An 18867-nucleotide genomic window follows, 5' to 3' on the forward strand; every position below is an offset into this window, starting at 1 on the left:
GGACCGGCGGCGGTTTTCTGCAGTGTTTTTTTGCACCGGCCGGAGGGCCTACGATGACGAATAATGATTTCTCGACCCGCGCTGAAGAACTGCGTGCCCGCAATGAGGCGCTGGCGGCGTCGCAACCCGGGCTGCGCGCCCGCAATCTGGCTCAAGCGTTGGGCGTGTCCGAGGCCGAGTGGGTGGCCGCCGGCTGTGGCGGCGTGAAGGCAACGGCGCTGCATGGCAAGCCGCAGGAGATCTTCCGCGAATTGGGCACGCTGGGCGAAGTGATGGCGCTGACGCGCAACGACTGGTGTGTGCACGAGCGTCACGGCATGTATGAGGACATCCAGGCCGACGGTCCGGTAGGTCTGGTGCTGGGACCGGACATCGACCTGCGCGTGTTCTTCACTGCATGGAAGTCGGCCTGGGCAGTCGAGCAGGACGGCCGTCAGAGCCTGCAGTTCTTCGACGGCGCGGGCGTGGCGGTGCACAAGGTCTACCGCACCGACGGCACGGACGCTGCCGCGTGGGATGCATTGGTCGCGCGCTTCGCGGGCGAGTCGCAATGGCCCGTGGCCCAAGCCTACGCGCCGTCCGCCGACGCCGAGCAGGTCGAGGACGCGTCCGCCTGGCGCGAAGCGTGGCTGGGCATGAAGGACACGCACGAATTTTTCCCGCTGCTGCGCAAGTTCAAAGTGTCGCGCCTGGCGGCCCTGACGGCGGCCGGCGAAGACCTGGCGCAGCCGGTGCCTGCCGACGCCGTGGAGCGCATGCTGCAATCGGCGGCCGAATCGGGCCTGCGCATCATGTGCTTCGTGGGCAACCGCGGCATGATCCAGATCCACTCCGGTCCGGTGCAGTCGCTGCGCCGCACGGGCCCGTGGTTCAACGTGCTGGATCCCAAGTTCAACCTGCACCTGGACACCACGGCCATCGCGTCGGCCTGGGTGGTCAACAAGCCGACGACCGACGGCTGGGTCACTTCGCTGGAGGTGTACGCCAGCACGGGCGACCTGATCGTGCAGTTCTTCGGTGAACGCAAACCCGGTCAGCGGGAAATCCCGCAATGGCGCGACCTGATGGTCAGCCTGTGCAGCGCGCCGCTGGCCGCTTGAGCGCATAAGGAAACGAGAGCGATGAAGAAATGGTTGGCAGTGGCGACCTGGTTGTTGGCGGCAGGCGCGCAGGCGGCGCCGCCCGAACGGGTGGTGACCTTGGGCGGCACCGTGACCGAGATCGTGTATCAGCTCGGGCAGGGCGGCAAGCTGGTGGGAGACGATCTCTCCAGCCTGTACCCGGAGGCCGCGACCAAGCTGCCGCGCGTCGGCTATTACCGTGCGGTGCCGGTGGAAGGCGTGCTGGCGCTCAAGCCGGATCTGGTGCTGGCGTCCGAGCAGGCCGGTCCGCCCGACGCGCTCAAGCGCCTGGGCGACGTCGGCGTGCGCATCGTCACCGTGCCGGACACCCCGTCGGTGGATTCGCTGAAAGCGCGCATCCGCAACATCGCCGAGGCGCTGGACGTGGCCCCGGCGGGTGAAGCGCTGGTGACCGAGATCACCCGCGACCTGAAGGCGGTCGAGGCGATTCCGATCACTGGCGCGCGCGCCATCCTGGTGATGAACCGCACCGGCACGCTGCAAGGCGCGGGCGGCGGCACGGCGGCCAACGAAGTCATGACGATGGCGGGGTTGGCCAATGTGCTGAAGGACCAGCAGGGCTACAAGCCGCTCTCGGCCGAAGCGGTCAGCGCGCTCGCGCCCGACGTCATCGTCGTGACGCGAACTTCGCTGGAAGCTTCCGGCGGCGTGGACAAGCTGCTGGCGCTGCCGGGCCTGGCCTCCACGCCGGCCGCCGCGCGCAAGCGCGTCATCGTCATGGACGACCTGCTCCTCTTGGGCATGGGCCCGCGCCTGCCTTTGGCGCTGACCGAACTCAAGCGGGAGGCGGCCGGTGTCATGGGGCGCTAGCGCAAAGCGCGTCTCCGCGCCGCTGGCGCTGGCAGTGCTGGGCGCCGTGCTGGCGCTGGTGGCGCTGGCCGCCAGCAGCAGCGGCGCGGTCCAGATTCCGTTGCGCGACATGCCCACGCTGCTGTTTGGCGACCCCGCGCCGGGCGATGCGCTGTGGCGCAACGTCCTGATCGACATCCGGCTGCCCCGGGTGCTGTTTGCGATGGTGGCGGGCGCCGCGCTGGCCATATCCGGTGCGGCGATGCAGGCGCTGTTTCGCAATCCGCTGGCCGAGCCTGGCCTTATCGGCATTTCGGCGGGCGGCTCGCTGGGCGCGGTGGCCGCCATCGTGCTGACCTCGGGCGGCTTCTGGGTGCTGGCGCCGGCCGCGTTCGCCGGCAGCCTGCTTGCCACCTTCTGCGCATACGCGCTGGGCCGGCGCGTGCCCGGCATGGCGGGACTGCTGCTCGCGGGCATCGCCATCAACGCGGTGGCGGGCGCCATGATTGGGCTGTTCACGTTCGTGGCCAATGACGCGCAGTTGCGCGACCTCACGTTCTGGACCATGGGCAGCCTGGCCGGCGCCAAGTGGACGTTGCTGGCGTTCCTCGGCCCGTGGGTGCTGCTGATGTCCTGGTGGCTGATGCGCCAGTGGCGCGTCATGAACGCCTTGCTGTTGGGCGAGCGCGAAGCGCAGCACCTGGGTTACGCGCTCAAGCGCGTGCGCGCGCAGCTGGTGCTGGCGTGCGCGCTGATCGTTGGGCCGCTGGTTGCCGCGACGGGCGGCATCGGCTTTGTCGGCCTGGTGGTGCCGCATCTGGTGCGCATGACGCTGGGCGCGAATCACCGCTGGCTGCTGCCGGCCTGCGTGCTGGGCGGGGCGCTGGCGCTGACGCTGGCCGACTGGCTGTCGCGTGTCGCCGTCGTGCCGGCGGAGCTGCCGATCGGGCTGGTGACCAGCCTGGTGGGCGGACCCTTTTTCTTGTGGCTGCTGGCGCGCGGCCGGAGGCACGGTTGATGCTTGCAGCCGACGATCTCGTATTGACGCGGGGCGGCAACCGCATTCTGGACAAGGTGTCGTTGGCGGTGCGGCCCGGCGAAGTGGTCGGCCTTTTGGGCGCGAACGGCGCGGGCAAGTCGACGCTGCTGGGCGCAATGTCCGCCGAATTGGCGCCGGAAGCTGGCTCGGTCCGCCTGGGCGATGCCGACGTGCAGCAATTGGCGCATCGCCAACAGGCCCGCCTGCGCGCCGTGCTGCCGCAAAAGCCCGGGTTGAGCTTCGACCTGGACGTGCGTGACGTGGTGGCAATGGGGGCGTACCCGTTTCCCGAACTGTCGCCCGCGCAGGTGGACACGCTGGTGGATCAGGCGCTGGGCTGGGCCGACGTGTCGCATCTGAATGCGCGCCGCTATCCCGAGCTGTCCGGGGGCGAGCAGCAGCGGGTGCAGTTTGCGCGCGTGCTGGTGCAGTGCAAGGCGGCCCGGGCGCAGGGTGAGCCGCGCTATCTGCTGCTGGACGAACCCACCGCCAGTCTGGACCCCAAGCACCAGGGCGACCTCTTGCGCGTCGCGGCGGGCCTGGCCCACGACGGCGATACCGGCGTACTGGTGATCCTGCACGACATGAACCTGGCGGCGCGCTGGTGCGACCGCTTGCTCCTGCTGTGCGGCGGCCGGGCCATCGCGTCGGGCACGCCGGCCGAGGTGCTGACGCCGAAGAACCTGTTCCTGGCCTACGGCATCGACGCCCATGTCATGCCGCATCCCTTGCAGCCCGAGCGCCTGCTGGTGGTCACGACATGACGGCGTGACGCCGGACGCGGGGCCGGTAAAATGGCGGGCATTACACTTTCCCGCCAATTTTCACAGGACCCCGTGTCATGCCTACTTTTGACGTCGTCTCCGAAGTCGACAAACACGAACTGACCAACGCCGTCGACCAAGCCAACCGCGAACTGTCCACGCGCTTCGACTTCAAGGGCACCGAAGCCAAGTTCGAACTCGAGGGCTATGTCGTGACCCAGGTCGCTTCCAGCGCGTTCCAGCTCAAGCAGATGCTGGACATCCTGCGCGGCCGCCTGTCTGCCCGCGGCATCGACGTGCGCTGCCTGGACGTGGCCGACCCGCTCGAAAACCTGGGCGGCGCCCGCCAGAAGGTCACCATCAAGCAGGGCATCGAACAGCCCGTCGCCAAGAAGCTCATCGCCGCCATCAAGAACGCCAAGCTCAAGGTCGAATCGCAGATCAATGGCGACAAGCTGCGCATCTCGGGCAAGAAGCGCGACGACCTGCAGACCGCCATTGCATTGCTGAAAAAGACCGACGTCGAGCTGCCGCTGCAGTTCGAAAACTTCCGCGACTAAGCCGCGCGGGCCGCACCGATGGGGCATTCCAGCGAACTGCTCCTTGTCGTTGAGCTTGCGCGCGCGGGCGGCATGTCGGCCGCGGCGCGCGAGCTTGATGTCACCCCTGCCGCAGTCAGCAAGCGGCTGGCGCAGATCGAGGCGCGGCTGGGCGTGCGGCTCTTCAACCGCAGCACGCGGCGCCTCAGTCTTACCGCCGAGGGCGAGGTGTATCTGGAAAACGCCCGCCGCATCCTGGGCGAGATCGACGACCTGGACGCGCTCATCGCCAGCCGTCAGGCCGCCCCGCGCGGCCTGCTCAAGGTCAATGCGCCGCTGGGTTTCGGGCGCAGCTATATCGCGCCGGCCATCGCGGAATTCGCGCAGCAGTATCCCGAAGTCTCGCTGCAATTGCAGTTGACCGACCGGCCGGCCGACTTCGTGCGCGAGGCCTTTGACGTTGCGGTGCGCTTTGGCGATCTACCCGACACGAGTCTCATCGCGCGCAAGATCGCGCCCAACCGGCGCCTCGTGTGCGCGTCGCCCGGTTACCTGAAAAAACACGGCACGCCGACCACGCCGCATGATCTGGCGCGGCACCAGTGCATCGTGCTGCGCCAGAACGACGCTGCCTATGGGCTGTGGCGTTTCACGAAAGGCCGGCGCAGCGAAACCGTGAAGGTGCGCGGCAACCTCAGCAGCAACGATGGCGAGGTCACGCTGACCTGGGGCCTGGCCGGCCTGGGCATCCTGCAACGCGCGGAATGGGACCTGGCGCGCTACCTGCGCAGCGGCCGGCTGGTGCAGGTGCTAGAGGACTATGCGCTGCCGCAGGCGGATATCTACGCCGTTTTCCCGGAAAGGCACCACCTGTCCGCCAAGGTGCGGGTGTTCGTGGATTTCCTGGTGGCGTATTTCGGCGAAGGGTCGGAGGGGCGGTGGTGAAGCGCTGTTCTTTTGTGCTAGATCCCGTTGCGCGTGCTTTCTTCAACCTCGATCACGCTGTCCACAGGTGCTGCGCCGCGTAGGCGCGCCACGGCCGCCAGGCCTCAGATCGCGCCAGCAGTTGCGCGGGTGTGTAGGCCCGCGATTCCAGCTTTTCCAGCGCGCGGATCAAGCCGATATCCGCATGCGGAAACGCATCCGGCTCACGCAGTTGCCGCAGCGCGATGTATTGCGCCGTCCATTCCCCCACGCCGCGTATCGTGCGCAACCGCCGCACGGCGTCTTCCAGGTCGACGGCGGCGTCAAAGAGATGCGGGTCCGCGACCGCTGCCGCGGCCACCGCGGACAGCGTCGCCGCCCGGCTGCGCGGCATGCCCAGCGAGGCCAGTTCGGCGGCGGCCACCACGTCCGGCTCGGGAAACACGTGCGTCAGCGCGCCGTCCGGCTGCGCTAGCGGCTTGCCATGCGCCGCCACCAGCTTGCCCGCCAGCCGGATGGCGGCGGCCACGGTGATCTGTTGTCCCAGCACTGCCCGCATGGCCAGTTCAAAACCGTCCCACGCGCCCGGCACGCGCAGCCCCGGCCGCGCCTGCATCAGCGCCGTCATGACTGGATCGGCGGCAAACTGCGCAGCGATTGCCGCCGGGTCGCTGGCCAGGTCGAACACGCGGCGCAGACGCGCGATGATGGCCGGCAGTGACGGCAGATGAGGAAAGCGCACCGCCACCTGCAGCGCGTCGCCCGCGCCCGGCCGCACCGTGACCGTGCCTTGCGCACCATCCAGGCTGACGGTGCGCGCATAGGTGTCGCCCGTCACGGACTCGACGCCGGGAATGGCGCGCAGCCGCAGGAACGCCAGCATGGCGTCCCAGTCGTAGGGCGGGCGGTAGCGCAGCAGCAGCTTGATTTCCCCATCCTGGCCCGCCGGCACCTCCGGCTTGCCTGAACGCCGCAGTTCGCCGGGCGCCCGGCCGAACAGGTCGAGGAACACCTCGTTGAAACGGCGGATGCTGCCGAATCCCGACGCGAAGGCGATCTCGGCCATGGGCAACTGCGTTTCATGGATGAGCTGCTTGGCCAGCAGCACGCGGCGCGTCTGCGCGAATGCGACGGGCGAGGCGCCCAGGTGCTGGCGGAACTGGCGCCGCAACTGCCGCTCGCCCACGCCCAGACGCTGCGCCAGCGCGTCGACGCCGGCCTCGTCCAGCGCGCCCAGCTCGATACGCTGCAATGCGCGCGCCACGGTGGGCGGCAACTCGTGGCCGGGGCCGACTTCGGGCGCCGTTTCCGGGCGGCAGCGCAGGCAAGGGTGGAACCCGGCCTCCTGCGCGGCTGCGGCCGTCGAAAAGAACGTGACGTTTTTCGACAGGGGCGTGCGCGCCGGACAGACCGGGCGGCAATAGATGCGCGTGGTCTTGACGGCCGTGAAGAAGCGGCCGTCGTAGCGGGCGTCGCGCACCTGGATGGCGCTGTAGCAGGCATCGTGGTTCAGGTTCATGAAGCGATGCTAACGCCGCCGGGCGGGCAAGATCTAGCGGATTTCGGACAGGGTTGTGAATGTCACACTGCTGTCCGAAAACCGCCAGCACCCGGTCTGGCGGCGGGTCTATATTGGCGGCTTGCCTACCTATCCGGAGCGACATCATGCCGGTACACACCTTTCTGGTGGAACGGGTTCCCACCCCCATTGGCCGGATGCTCGTGCTGACCGATGCCCAAGCCCACCTGCGCGCCGTGGACTGGGAAGACTACGAATCCCGCATGCACCTGCTGTTGCAGCGCCAGTACGGCCGGGGCGCGGTGCAACTGCAGGACGCCGCGCAGCCTTCGCAGGCAAGCCGCGCGCTGCAAGCGTATTTCGATGGCGACGTGGACGTCATCTCGGATCTTCCGGTCGCCTTGGGCGGCACGCGCTTCCAGCAGCAGGTCTGGCACGCGCTGCGCGGCATCGAAGGCGGCAGCACCATCAGCTACGGCACGCTGGCGACGCGAATCGCCCGTCCCACGGCCGTGCGCGCGGTCGGGCTGGCCAACGGCGCCAATCCCGTGGGCATCGTCATTCCGTGCCATCGCGTGATCGGCGCCAACGCCACGCTGACGGGCTACGGCGGCGGCCTGCACCGCAAGCGCTGGCTGCTGACGCACGAGGCGGCCTGGCGCAGCGCGCAGCCGCAGCGCCGTACCGAGGCGGCACTTTCAACTTCAAGTTGAAAATGTTGTGAATTTCGGCGCGTTCACCACGCGCCGCGCTCGGTACAGTGCCAGCAGACTCATCCGCACGGAGCGCTGGCACCATGAAGACCTATCGCATTGCAACCATCCCCGGCGACGGCATCGGCAAGGAAGTGATTCCCGCCGGCCAGCGCGTCATGCAGGAACTCGCCGCCCAGGGCGGTCTGCGGTTCGAATTTGAAGACTTCGACTGGGGCGGCGACTACTACCGCAAGCATGGCGTCATGATGCCCGCCGACGGGCTGGATGCGCTGCGCGACAAGGACGCGATCCTGTTCGGCTCGGCCGGCGACCCCGACATCGCCGACCACATCACCTTGTGGGGCCTGCGCCTGAAGATCTGCCAGGGGTTCGACCAATACGCCAACGTGCGCCCCACGCGCATCCTGCCGGGGATCGACGCACCGCTCAAGCGATGCACGCCCGAGCAACTTAACTGGGTGATCGTGCGCGAGAACTCCGAAGGCGAGTACTCGGGCGTTGGCGGCCGCGTGCATCAAGGCCATCCCATCGAAGCCGCGACCGACGTGTCGATCATGACGCGCGCCGGGGTCGAGCGCATTCTGCGCTTCGCGTTCAAGCTGGCGCAATCGCGGCCGCGCAAGCTGCTGACCGTTGTCACCAAGTCCAATGCCCAGCGCCATGCCATGGTGATGTGGGACGAGATCGCCGTGCAGGTCAGCCGCGAATTTCCCGACGTGACCTGGGACAAGGAACTGGTCGACGCCGCCACCGCCCGCATGGTCAACCGGCCCGCGACCCTGGACACCATCGTCGCCACCAACCTGCACGCCGACATCCTGAGCGACCTGGCGGCCGCCCTGGCCGGCAGCCTGGGCATTGCGCCCACCGGCAACATCGACCCCGAACGCCGCTACCCGTCCATGTTCGAACCCATCCACGGCTCGGCCTTCGACATCATGGGCAAGGGACTCGCCAATCCGGTCGGGACGTTCTGGTCGGTGGTGATGCTGCTGGAACACCTGGGCGAAACCGACGCGGCGGCGCGGCTGATGCAGGCCATTGAAAGCGTCACCGCCGATCCCGCGCTGCACACCGGCGACCTGGGCGGCCACGCCACGACCGAGCAGGTGACCAAGGCGGTCTGCGCAAAGCTGGCGGAATCGGCGCAAGCCAAGGCGGCATAGACGGCTTCCGGATGTAGGACGGATTCCGGTGTCAGACACCCTTCTTGATGTAGGACTGATTCCGGTGTCAGACACCTGAATCTGTCTTACGGCTTCAGGAAATCCGGTCAGGTAAGAGGACATCAGATCCGACCCCTGCGCCCGGCAACACAACAACAAGCGAAGTTCATTCGTAGTCAGGAGACAAATCATGCATAAGAAAGCGATGACCGCGCGCGCTCTGGCGTTCGCCTGCCTGATCGGCGTTTCATTCGCGGGCGGCGCGCAGGCGCAGTCCTACCCGGCGCGTCCCGTGAGCCTGATCGTGCCGTTCCCGGCGGGCGGCACGACGGACGTGCTGGCGCGCGCGTTGGGGCAGGAGCTGGCCAAGAGCCTCGGCCAGCCGGTGGTGGTCGAGAACAAGCCGGGCGCAGGGTCGACGCTGGGCGCGGACTACGTCGCCAAGGCGGCGCCGGACGGCTACACGTTGCTGATGGGCGCGGTGCATCACACCATCGCCACCAGTGTCTACAAAAGCCTGCATTACGACTTCCAGAAGGACTTCGCGCCGGTCACCACGGTGGCGCTTGTGCCCAACGTGCTGGTCGTCAATCCCAAGCTGCCCGCCAAGGACGTGGCGTCGCTGTTGAAACTGGCGCAGGCGTCGCCCGGCAAGCTGACCTATGGTTCCAACGGCATGGGCACGGGCCAGCATCTGATCGGCGCACAGTTCGAGCGCGCGGGCCATGTGCAGTTGCTGCATGTGCCGTACAAGGGCAGTGGTCCGCTGACGACCGATCTGCTGGGCGGCCAGATCGACATGTCGTTCGACACGATCACGCCGGTGCTGGCGCACATTCAGAGCGGCAAGCTGCGTGCGCTGGCCGTTACCACCAACCAGCGTTCGGCCGCGCTGCCGGACGTACCGACCATGGAAGAGGCCGGTCTGAAGCCCTTCAACATGGGTACGTGGTTCGGCGTGCTGGCGCCAGCGGCGGCGCCCAAGGAGGTGGTCGACCGGCTGAATGCCGAGATGGTGAAGATCATCCGTTCGCCGGACTTCACGCGCCGCATGGCGGAAATCGGCGCGGTGCCGATCGGCGACACGCCCGCGGAGATGAAGGCGCGCATCGGCGCGGACACCGCGAATTACGCGAAGCTGGTCAAGGAAGCGAAAGTTGCAGTGAATTGAGGGGCAGGGCGGGAGCGGCCATTGCGGCCGCTGCCGCGCCGGCCGTCGTGACCCCCGTCATGCGCGGATCCATCCACGCGAAATCGGCAGGGCCAGCACCTTGCGATACAGCCCCTGTACCGCCGCCGTCACCGGCACGCCCGCGCGGCGCCACATGGGAATCGTGACCGCCGCGGCCATGGGCGCCAGCAGCAATCCGCCCAGGATATCCAGCGGGAAATGCACGCCCAGGTACACGCGCGACGTCCCCACGAGCAACGCGCCCGCCAATGCCAGCCAGCCCCATCCCGTCCAACGGCGATCCAGGATCAGCGCGAAGGCGAAGGCCGCGATGATGATCGTGTGATTGCTGGGAAACGACGAGGTCGCCTTGTGCGCGAAGAAGGCGTGCCCCAGGCCGATCACGAAGGGCCGCGGATGCGGCCACAGCACGCCGCATAAATAGCTGGCGGCCAACGCCACGGCGACGCTGGCCAGCGCCTTGAGCATCAGGCTGCGCTGGGCTTCCTTGCCCCACAGCCACACGGCGGCCATGACGCCCGGCACCAGCAGGATGAGCTTGTTCGCCACCAGCATGGCCGCATGGATCCGCCACGCGGGCGTGGCGGGGTCGGCGTTGATCAGAAGAAAAAGGGACTGGTTGAAGCTTTCCGGGAAATCCATGACACGTCATCGCGGCGTAATAAATCGGTTGCCGCGATGGTAATGACCGTACCCGTCAGTTCCCTTACAACGCGCTTCGATACGGCCGCTTTTACTTCTGGATGCGATTGCCCTGCGCATCGACAACCGGCTCGCCGCTTTCCTTCGAGAAGGCCCCCTTCTGCGGCGACGGAAGAATGTCCAGCACCAGTTCGCACGGCCGGCACAGCTTCGCGCCCAGCGGCGTCGACACAAAGGGACGGTTCAGCAGGATCGGGTGGTGCTCGATCGCGTCCAGCAACGCGTCATCCGACAGCGACGTGTCGTCCAGACCCAGTTCCGCGTAGGGCGTGCCCTTTTCGCGCAGGGCATCACGCACGCTGACGCCAGCCTTCTTGAACAGCGCTTTCAGCGTGTCGCGCGAGGGCGGCGTTTCCAGGTACAGGACGACCTGCGGCTCGATGCCGGCGTTGCGGATCAGGCCCAGCGTGTTGCGCGAGGTGCCGCACTTGGGGTTGTGATAGATGATGACGTCGGACATGAGGGCTCCTCCTTCGGGTGATGCGCTGTGAATCTGCACAATGCAACTGCGCCATGCCATTGAGCAAGGCAAGACCCGGAGCATAGTCCATCTACCGCGCCGCAGTCCGGCGCCGCGCCGCCGTCACACCGACAGATGCCGCCGCACGTCCTCGCCGTCGATGGCATCGCGCCCGCCGCTTGCCACCACCTCGCCGCGCGACAGCACGACAAACTGGTCCGCCAGTTCGCGCGCAAAATCAAAATACTGTTCGCACAGCAGGATCGCGATGTCGCCGCGCTGGCGCAGCATGTGGATCACCCGCGCGATGTCCTTGATGATGGACGGCTGGATGCCTTCGGTGGGCTCGTCGAGGATGATGAGCTTGGGCTCGGCCACCAGCGCCCGCGCGATGGCCAACTGCTGCTGTTGCCCGCCAGACAGATCGCCGCCGCGCCGCGCCAGCATGCTTTTCAGCACCGGGAACAGTTCAAAGACTTCCTCCTTGATGCGGCGGGCGCGGGCCGCGGGTTTGGTCGCCATGCCCATCAGGATGTTTTCTTCGACCGTCAGCCGCGCGAAGATGTCGCGGCCCTGGGGCACATAAGCCATGCCGCGCGCGGCGCGCTGGTGCGGCGCCAGGCGCGTGATGTCGGCTCCGTCGAAGGCGATGCCGCCGCGCGCCACGGGCAGTACGCCCATGACGCACTTGAGCAGCGTCGTCTTGCCCACGCCATTGCGGCCCAGGAGCGCCAGGCATTCGCCTTGCCGCACCGACAGCGACACGCCGCGCAGGGTATGGCTGCCGCCGTAGTATTGGTCGATCGTGCTTACGTCCAGCATGTTCAGCGCCCCAAGTAGACTTCGATCACGCGCGGGTCGGCCTGCACACGGCTCATCGGGCCTTCGGCCAGCACCGAGCCTTCGTGCAGCACCGTCACCTTGCCATCGCCCGCGATCTGGTTCACAAAGTCCATGTCGTGTTCCACCACCATCAGGGAATGCCGGCCGCGCAGTTCGTTCAAGAGTTCGCCGGTGCGTTCGGTCTCGGCGTCGGTCATGCCGGCCACGGGTTCGTCCAGCAGCAGCAACTGCGGCTCCTGCATCAGCAGCATGCCGATCTCCAGCCACTGCTTCTGGCCGTGCGACAAGAGGCCCGCGGGCCGCCATACCTCGGGCCGCAGCCGGATCAGGTCCAGCGTCTCGCCGATCCGGTCGGCCTGTTCGCTGGAAAGCCGCGAGAACAGGGTGGGGCGCACGCGCTTGTCCGTCTTCTTCGCCAGCTCCAGGTTCTCGAACACGGTGTGCTGTTCGAACACCGTGGGGCGCTGGAACTTGCGGCCGATGCCCGCGTGCGCGATCTGCGCCTCGCTCAGCGTCGTCAGGTCGATGCTCTGGCCGAAGTACGCCGTGCCCGACGTGGGCCGCGTCTTGCCGGTGATGACATCCATCATCGTGGTCTTGCCGGCGCCGTTGGGGCCGATGATGCAGCGCAGTTCGCCCACGCCGATATCCAGCGTCAGGTCGTTCAGCGCCTTGAAGCCGTCGAAGCTGACCGTGATGCCTTCCAGGTACAGGATGGCGCCGTGGCTGGTGTCCAGGCCCTTGGGGCTGACCCGGCCATAGCCGGCGTCGCCGCTCGGGCCGCCGTCCAGCGTGGCCGATTCGGTGTGCGTGGTGGTCATGCCTTTTTCTCCTGGACGCGGGCCGCGATGCGGCGGGCAAGACCGACGATGCCGGTGGGCAGGAACAGGGTCACCAGCACGAAGATGAGGCCCAGCGCGTACAGCCAGTATTCCGGCAGCACGCTGGTGAACCAGGTCTTCAGGCCGTTGACGGCGCCCGCGCCGATGATGGGACCGATCAGCGTGCCGCGCCCGCCCGTCGCCACCCAGATGACCATCTCGATGGAGTTCTCGGTGGACATTTCACCGGGATTGATGATGCCGACCTGCGGCACGTACAGCGCCCCGGCGATGCCGCACAGCACGGCCGACAGCGTCCACACGAACAGCTTGAAGCCCAGCGGGTCGTAGCCGATGAAGCGCACGCGGCTTTCGGCATCGCGCACGGCGGTCAGCACGCGTCCCAGCTTGCTCTGCGTGACCATGCGCGCAAGAATCAGCGCGCCGGCCAGCGCCGCCAGCGTCACCCAGTACAACGTGGCGCGCGTGCCCGGCGCGGTGATGTCAAAGCCCAGAATGCGCTTGAAATCGGTAAAGCCGTTGTTGCCGCCAAACCCCGTGTCATTGCGAAAGAACAGGAGCATCGCGGCAAAGGTCAGCGCCTGCGTGATGATCGAGAAGTACACGCCCTTGATGCGCGAGCGGAAGGCAAAGTAGCCGAAGACGAAGGCCAGCACGCCGGGCACCAGCACCACCAGCAGCATCGCGTACCAGAAGTGTTCCGTGAACGACCAGTACCAGGGGTAGGTCTTCCAGTCCAAAAACACCATGAAGTCGGGCAGGTCGCTCTGGTAGACGCCGTCGCGGCCGATGGCGCGCATTAGGTACATGCCGTGCGCGTAGCCGCCCAGCGCAAAGAACAGGCCATGGCCCAGCGACAGGATGCCCGCATAGCCCCACACCAGGTCCAGCGCCAGCGCCGCCATGGCGTAGCACATGAACTTGCCCATCAAGGCCACGGCGTAGGCCGACACATGCAGTGCATGGCCGGGCGGAAACACCAGATTCATCAGCGGCAACAGCGCCAGCAGGACGACGCCCGCGGCCAGCGCCGCCCACACGCGGCCCGAGAAGATCGGGCGGCGCGCCAGCAGGTTAAGGTCGGTCAGCGCGGTCTGTTTCATTCGACGCTCCGGCCCTTGGGGGCGAACAGGCCTTGCGGCCGCTTTTGGACGAACAGCACGATGAGCACCAGGATGGTGATCTTGGCCATGACAGCTCCCGCGTAAGGCTCCAGGAATTTATTCACGCCGCCCAGGCCGAGCGCGGCGATGACGGTGCCGGCAAGCTGGCCCACGCCGCCCAGCACCACGACCATGAACGAGTCGACGATGTAGCCGCGGCCCAGGTCCGGCCCCACGTTGCCCAGCTGCGAGAGCGCCACGCCGGCCAGCCCCGCGATGCCGGAGCCCAGGCCGAAGGCCAGCATGTCGACGCGGCCGGTGGGCACGCCCACGCAGTCCGCCATGCGCCGGTTCTGCGTGATGGCGCGCACGAAGAGGCCAAGCCGCGTGTGGTTCAGCAACGCCCACACCAGGAAGACGACAAAGAAGGCAAAGCCGATGATGACGAGCCGGTTGTAGGTGAGCACCAGCCCGCCCAACACGGTCACGCCGCCCGACATCCAGCTGGGGTTGCCGACCTCCACGTTCTGCGCGCCGAAGAGCGACCGCACGCCCTGCATCAGCATCAGGCTGATGCCCCAGGTGGCCAGCAGCGTTTCAAGCGGACGGCCATACAGCCAGCGGATCACGGTGCGTTCCAGCGCCATGCCCACCAGCGCCGTCACCACGAAGGCAAGCGGCAACGCGGCCACGACATACCAGTCCAGCCAGCCCGGCAGCCAGGCGCGAAACACCGTCTGCACCACGTACGTCACATACGCGCCGATCATCAGCAGTTCGCCGTGCGCCATGTTGATGACGCCCATCAGGCCGAAGGTGATGGCCAGGCCCAGCGCGGCCAGCAGCAGCACGCTGCCCAGGCTCACGCCGTAAAAGAGATTGCCGGCCCATTCGATCGTGGCCAGGTGCCGGTCGATCTGCTTGAGCGCATTGGCCGCCGCCTCGCGGACGCCGGCGTCGGGTTCGGTGTACGTCCCGTCGCGCTCCTGCGTCAGGGCCGCCAGCGTGGGCCGGAAGGCCGCATTCTTCGTGTCGCCCAACACCTGCACCGCGTGGCGGCGCTTGGCGGGGTCTTCGCTTTTCAGTTCCAGATTGGCTTGCGCGATCAGCAGTGCGCCGCGCACGGCCTCGCTCTTCTCCGCAGCCAGCGCCTTTTCCAGCATCGGCAGGCGCGCCGGGTCGCCGGTCTGCTGCAGCCGCCGGGCCGCGTCAAGACGCTCGTTGGCGTTGTCGGAGAACAGGCGGGATCCCGCCAGCGCGGCCTCGATGGCGCGGCGCAGGCGGTTGTTGATGGAAATCGTGCCCGCGTCCGCGGGCAGGTCCACGGCAGCGCTCGTGGAAGGGTCAGTGGCGCGCGACCCGCCGGCGCCGATCAGCACGCGGCCGTCGGCAGTGGCGTAGAGCTGGTCGCTGCCCAGCGCCTGCAGCACCGCGGCCGCAGCGGGATCGGGCAGTTGGCCCAGCGCGGCAATCGCCTGCAGCCTGGCGTCGGTGTCGTCGCCGGCCAGCGGCGCAAGCAGGGCCTGGTCCACGCCGGCGGCGGCCGCGGGCGCGGCCAGCGCCGGCACGGCGATCAGCCATGCCAGGAGGAAACGACGCAAGAAGTGTGCGATTGCCGCGATGCGCATGGCTACCTTTTCCTTGGGGTTGAGACTACAGGCCTTGCTTGCCTTCGTTGCCCGGGATGTACGGGCTCCACGGCTGGGCGCGGATCGGACCCTTGCTCTTCCACACCACGCTGAACTGGCCGTCCGCCTTGATCTCGCCGATGTAGACGGGCTTGTGCAGGTGGTGGTTGGTCTTGTCCATTTCGATCGTGTAGCCGTCCGGCGCGTTGAACTTCTGCCCACCCATCGCTGCGATGACCTTGTCGACGTCGGTGGTCTTGGCCTGTTCAACCGCCTGCTTCCACATGTGGATGCCGATGTAGGTGGCTTCCATCGGATCGTTCGTCACGACGGTGTTGGCGTTGGGCAGATTCTTGGCCTTGGCGTAGGCCTTCCACTTCGCGATGAATGCGTCGTTGACGGGGTTTTTGACGGACTGGAAGTAGTTCCACGCAGCCAGGTGGCCGACCAGCGGCTTGGTGTCGACGCCGCGCAGTTCCTCTTCGCCCACGCTGAACGCCACGACCGGCACGTCGGTGGCCTTCAGGCCGGCGTTGCCCAGTTCCTTGTAGAAGGGCACGTTCGAGTCGCCATTGATGGTCGAGATCACGGCCGTCTTGCCGCCCGTGGCGAACTTCTTGATGTTCGCGACGATGGTCTGGTAGTCGGAGTGACCGAACGGGGTGTAGACCTCGTCGATGTCGCTGTCCTTCACGCCCTTGGAATGCAGGAAGGCGCGCAGGATCTTGTTGGTGGTGCGGGGATAGACGTAGTCGGTGCCCAGCAGCACGAAGCGCTTGGCGCCGCCGCCGTCTTCGCTCATCAGGTATTCGACGGCGGGAATGGCCTGCTGGTTGGGCGCGGCGCCCGTGTAGAACACGTTCTTCTCCAGCTCTTCGCCTTCGTACTGCACGGGGTAGAACAGCAGACCGTTCAGTTCCTTGAACACCGGCAGCACCGACTTGCGCGACACCGAGGTCCAGCAGCCGAAGACCACCGCCACCTTGTCCTGCGCGAGCAGCTGGCGCGACTTCTCGGCAAACAGCGGCCAGTTCGAGGCGGGGTCCACCACCACGGCTTCCAGCTTCTTGCCCATCACGCCGCCGTTGGCGTTGATCTCGTCGATGGTCATCAGGGCCACGTCCTTGAGCGACGTTTCCGAGATGGCCATGGTGCCCGACAGCGAATGCAGGATGCCGACCTTGATGGTGTCCTCGGCGGCATGGACCTGCGGCATCCATCCTGTCATGGCCAACAGGCTCACGGCGGTCAGTTGCTTAAGGGCTAGTCTGCGTTTCATGGTGACTCCTGGATGGAAGGTGCCGGCCTGGCCGGCGAGAGAACGTTCTGAAAATGCAGTCGCACAGAGACTCAAAAGCAAAACGCGTGCCAAGTTTTGGCAGGCATGCGGCTGCTGTATGAAGCGGGCGGGTTTACGCGAAGGCGCGTGGCGATGGCGGCGCCGCGCGACGGGGATCAGAACGGTGCCGTCTGCACAGAATCGGTGCGTGTTGCGCGCGATGACGGTGCGGCGTGCATGCCGATGCGATGGCCTGCGAAAGCGCCAGGCGCGCGGTCTTGCCGCGCTTCAGAGGGAAAGCGGCGTGCGCGGCCAACATGGCACGCACTTTGCTTGGGAATCCGTACTTGTATACAAGAAAGGATTCCAGCATGAATGCCGCAGCAACGCAGAAGCACCCCGCCGGTTGGACGATCGCGCAATGGCAGGCCGCCTACCGCGACGGTGCGCAGCCTGAAGGCTTGTTGGCCGGCCATGTGGCCGCGCCGGATGACGTCGAAGACAATGCCTGGATCCGGCGCGTGGACCGCGCGCAGCTCGACGAACAGCTCGACGGCCTGCGTCTCTTGCTGGCCGCGGCGGGCGGCGACATCTCGCGCCTGCCGCTGTATGGCGTTCCCTTCGCGATCAAGGACAACATCGATGCGGCCGGCTGGCCCACGACCGCGGCGTGTCCCGAGTTCGCCTATACACCGCAGGAAGACGCCACCGTCGTGCGCCGTCTGCGCGCGGCCGGCGCCATCCTCATCGGCAAGACGAATCTGGACCAGTTCGCGACCGGCCTGGTGGGCACGCGATCGCCGCATGGCGCCGTGGCCAACACGTTCGATCCCGCCTACGTCAGCGGCGGTTCCAGCTCCGGTTCGGCATCGGTGGTCGCGCGCGGCATCGCGGCGTTTTCGCTGGGCACCGATACCGCGGGCTCCGGGCGTGTGCCGGCCGGCTTCAACAATATCGTCGGGCTCAAGCCGACCAAGGGTTGGCTCAGCACCGCAGGCGTAGTGCCGGCGTGCCGCACGCTGGACTGCGTATCGATCTTTGCGCTGACGGTGGACGACGCCGACAAGGTGGCGCAAGTGGCCGGCGGGTACGACGATGCCGATCCGTATTCGCGCCCCATGCCGGTTGGCGCGTCGCTGCCGTGGCCGAAGGCGCCTCGGTTGGCGGTGCCCGCATCGCTGGAATTCTTTGGCGACACGCAGGCCGCCGCCGTGTTCGACGACGCGGTGCGTGCACTGCGTGCCGAGGGCGCCCAGGTCGAGACCATCGACTTCGCGCCGTTCAGCGAACTGGCCGCGCTGCTGTATCAAGGGCCATGGGTCGCCGAACGCTTTGCGGCCGTGGAATCGTTGTGGAAAGAGAACCCCGGCGCCATCAATCCGGTGGTGCGCGGCATTGTCGAACAGGCCGCGAACTACACCGCGCTGGACGCGTTCAAGGCCGAGTACCGGCGCGCCGAGCTCACCCGCCAGATCCATCGCGCGCTGGAAGGCTTTGACGCGCTGGTCGTGCCGACCTCGCCGTCCATCTACACCATCGCCCAGCTTGAAGCGGACCCCGTCACGCTCAATTCCCGCCTGGGTGTCTACACCAACTTCGCCAATCTGGCCGATCTGTCCGCGCTGGCCGTGCCGGCCGGCATGCGCGCCGATGGGCTGCCGTCCGGCATCACGCTGATCGGACTGGCGTGGCAGGACCGCGCGCTGGCGCAGTTCGGCAGGCAATGGCAGGCGCGGCGCGGGCTGCCGCTGGGCGCAACCGGGATGCCGCTGCCCACGCTGGCGGCGGATGGCGCACCGTCCGCGGACACCGTGCGCGTCGCCGTCGTGGGCGCGCATCTGACCGGCATGCCGCTCAACCACCAACTGACGTCGCGCCACGCGGTGTTTGTCGAGAAGACGGCGACGGCGGGCGACTACCGCCTCTTCGCCCTGGCCAACACCACACCGCCCAAGCCCGGGCTGGTGAAGATGGACAGCGGCGCCGCCATCGAGGTCGAGCTGTGGGACGTGCCGGTGACGGCCTTCGGCGCGTTTGTGGCCGAGATTCCCGCGCCGCTGGGCATCGGCACGCTGGAGCTGGCCGACGGCCGGCTGGTCAAGGGCTTCATCTGCGAACCGCGCGGCCTGGAGGGCGCGCGCGACATCACCGCGTTCGGCGGCTGGCGGGCCTATCTGGCCAGCCTGAATGCCGCCACCTGCTGACTACCCGCTACCCACT

At 67.2% G+C, this 18867-nt stretch carries 18 protein-coding genes; 10 read left to right on the forward strand and 8 right to left on the reverse strand.

Going from position 1 to position 18867, the window contains the following annotated elements; all coding sequences use genetic code 11:
• Positions 1-53: 53 nt before the first annotated feature.
• The 6 genes from AC6CIE_RS17800 to AC6CIE_RS17825 all read left to right on the forward strand — a co-directional run bounded on the left by AC6CIE_RS17800 (position 54) and on the right by AC6CIE_RS17825 (position 5218).
• The gene (locus tag AC6CIE_RS17800; protein WP_498093179.1) at positions 54-1100 is read left to right on the forward strand and encodes a hemin-degrading factor; all 1047 of its coding nucleotides are present in this window, start codon (positions 54-56) and stop codon (positions 1098-1100) included.
• Between the two features lie 21 nt (positions 1101-1121).
• Entirely contained in the window at positions 1122-1952 is an 831-nt protein-coding gene (locus AC6CIE_RS17805) for a heme/hemin ABC transporter substrate-binding protein (protein WP_498093181.1), read from the forward strand.
• A gap of 34 nt (positions 1953-1986) precedes the next feature.
• A complete protein-coding gene (locus tag AC6CIE_RS17810) occupies positions 1987-2949 on the forward strand; it encodes a FecCD family ABC transporter permease (protein ID WP_414631294.1) in 963 nt (320 codons plus the stop codon).
• Positions 2949-3734: a heme ABC transporter ATP-binding protein gene (locus tag AC6CIE_RS17815; RefSeq protein WP_370647783.1), complete on the forward strand. Its 786-nt coding sequence runs from the start codon at positions 2949-2951 to the stop codon at positions 3732-3734. The genes AC6CIE_RS17810 and AC6CIE_RS17815 overlap by 1 nt, the downstream gene beginning before the upstream one ends.
• A gap of 77 nt (positions 3735-3811) precedes the next feature.
• The gene (locus AC6CIE_RS17820) at positions 3812-4294 is read left to right on the forward strand and encodes a YajQ family cyclic di-GMP-binding protein (protein WP_056571865.1); all 483 of its coding nucleotides are present in this window, start codon (positions 3812-3814) and stop codon (positions 4292-4294) included.
• An 18-nt stretch (positions 4295-4312) separates the two neighbouring features.
• Positions 4313-5218, forward strand: coding sequence for a LysR family transcriptional regulator (locus tag AC6CIE_RS17825; RefSeq protein WP_175124467.1), 906 nt, complete (start codon positions 4313-4315; stop codon positions 5216-5218).
• Between the two features lie 52 nt (positions 5219-5270).
• On the opposite strand, the gene AC6CIE_RS17830 is transcribed toward AC6CIE_RS17825, so the two are convergent.
• The gene (locus AC6CIE_RS17830) at positions 5271-6716 is read right to left on the reverse strand and encodes an AlkA N-terminal domain-containing protein (protein ID WP_175124468.1); all 1446 of its coding nucleotides are present in this window, start codon (positions 6714-6716) and stop codon (positions 5271-5273) included.
• 146 nt (positions 6717-6862) lie between these two features.
• On the opposite strand from AC6CIE_RS17830, the gene ogt reads away from it, so the two are divergent.
• From ogt to AC6CIE_RS17845, 3 genes are all read left to right on the forward strand, one after another.
• Positions 6863-7429, forward strand: coding sequence for a methylated-DNA--[protein]-cysteine S-methyltransferase (gene ogt / locus AC6CIE_RS17835; RefSeq protein WP_498093183.1), 567 nt, complete (start codon positions 6863-6865; stop codon positions 7427-7429).
• 83 nt (positions 7430-7512) lie between these two features.
• Positions 7513-8598 (forward strand): tartrate dehydrogenase, encoded by a 1086-nt coding sequence (locus AC6CIE_RS17840; protein WP_175124470.1) that lies wholly within the window; start codon positions 7513-7515, stop codon positions 8596-8598.
• A 190-nt stretch (positions 8599-8788) separates the two neighbouring features.
• Positions 8789-9769 carry a Bug family tripartite tricarboxylate transporter substrate binding protein gene (locus AC6CIE_RS17845; protein ID WP_286937626.1) on the forward strand — a complete coding sequence of 327 codons (981 nt, stop codon included), beginning with the start codon at positions 8789-8791 and terminating at the stop codon, positions 9767-9769.
• 57 nt (positions 9770-9826) lie between these two features.
• Here the strand turns inward: AC6CIE_RS17845 and AC6CIE_RS17850 are convergent, their stop codons facing one another.
• The 7 genes from AC6CIE_RS17850 to urtA form a co-directional block, all read right to left on the reverse strand.
• Positions 9827-10432: a phosphatase PAP2 family protein gene (locus AC6CIE_RS17850; protein WP_175124472.1), complete on the reverse strand. Its 606-nt coding sequence runs from the start codon at positions 10430-10432 to the stop codon at positions 9827-9829.
• A gap of 91 nt (positions 10433-10523) precedes the next feature.
• Positions 10524-10952, reverse strand: a complete 429-nt coding sequence (arsC, locus tag AC6CIE_RS17855) for an arsenate reductase (glutaredoxin) (RefSeq protein ID WP_498093185.1) — start codon at positions 10950-10952, stop codon at positions 10524-10526.
• A gap of 123 nt (positions 10953-11075) precedes the next feature.
• The gene (gene urtE, locus AC6CIE_RS17860) at positions 11076-11774 is read right to left on the reverse strand and encodes an urea ABC transporter ATP-binding subunit UrtE (RefSeq protein WP_175137720.1); all 699 of its coding nucleotides are present in this window, start codon (positions 11772-11774) and stop codon (positions 11076-11078) included.
• A 2-nt stretch (positions 11775-11776) separates the two neighbouring features.
• The gene (gene urtD, locus AC6CIE_RS17865) at positions 11777-12616 is read right to left on the reverse strand and encodes an urea ABC transporter ATP-binding protein UrtD (RefSeq protein WP_498093187.1); all 840 of its coding nucleotides are present in this window, start codon (positions 12614-12616) and stop codon (positions 11777-11779) included.
• Positions 12613-13740 (reverse strand): urea ABC transporter permease subunit UrtC, encoded by a 1128-nt coding sequence (urtC, locus tag AC6CIE_RS17870; protein WP_175137722.1) that lies wholly within the window; start codon positions 13738-13740, stop codon positions 12613-12615. Before urtC ends, urtD begins: the two co-directional genes overlap by 4 nt.
• A complete protein-coding gene (gene urtB, locus AC6CIE_RS17875) occupies positions 13737-15368 on the reverse strand; it encodes an urea ABC transporter permease subunit UrtB (RefSeq protein ID WP_239212906.1) in 1632 nt (543 codons plus the stop codon). The genes urtC and urtB overlap by 4 nt, the downstream gene beginning before the upstream one ends.
• Before the next feature lie 25 nt (positions 15369-15393).
• Complete coding sequence (gene urtA, locus AC6CIE_RS17880) at positions 15394-16647, reverse strand: urea ABC transporter substrate-binding protein (RefSeq protein WP_128827272.1); 1254 nt, start codon at positions 16645-16647, stop codon at positions 15394-15396.
• Between the two features lie 371 nt (positions 16648-17018).
• Here urtA and atzF point away from each other — a divergent pair, with 371 nt between their 5' ends.
• Entirely contained in the window at positions 17019-18851 is a 1833-nt protein-coding gene (gene atzF, locus AC6CIE_RS17885; protein ID WP_286937632.1) for an allophanate hydrolase, read from the forward strand.
• The last annotated feature ends 16 nt before the right edge of the window (positions 18852-18867 follow it).

This window comes from Achromobacter sp. GQ309 (assembly GCF_059759315.1).